Source organism: Phytobacter sp. V69 (assembly GCF_965644215.1).
Lineage (GTDB): Bacteria > Pseudomonadota > Gammaproteobacteria > Enterobacterales > Enterobacteriaceae > Phytobacter.
In genome coordinates, this window is sequence record NZ_CBFFRL010000602.1 from 1 (window position 1) to 229 (window position 229).

At 55.9% G+C, this 229-nt stretch carries 1 tRNA gene and 1 rRNA gene; both read left to right on the forward strand.

What is annotated here, in order from left to right:
• Nucleotide 1: 1 nt before the first annotated feature.
• Nucleotides 2-77: transfer RNA gene (locus tag ACSZPU_RS26585), tRNA-Thr, on the forward strand.
• A 38-nt stretch (nt 78-115) separates the two neighbouring features.
• Nucleotides 116-229: ribosomal RNA gene (gene rrf / locus ACSZPU_RS26590) — 5S ribosomal RNA — on the forward strand; the annotation flags it as partial.

The window sequence follows — 229 nt, forward strand, 5'->3', positions numbered from 1 at the left end:
TGCTGATATGGCTCAGTTGGTAGAGCGCACCCTTGGTAAGGGTGAGGTCCCCAGTTCGACTCTGGGTATCAGCACCAGTTTTAAGGTTAACGTTCGGCGCTTAGAAAAGAATTTGCCTGGCGGCTTTAGCGCGGTGGTCCCACCTGACCCCATGCCGAACTCAGAAGTGAAACGCCGTAGCGCCGATGGTAGTGTGGGGTCTCCCCATGTGAGAGTAGGGAACTGCCAG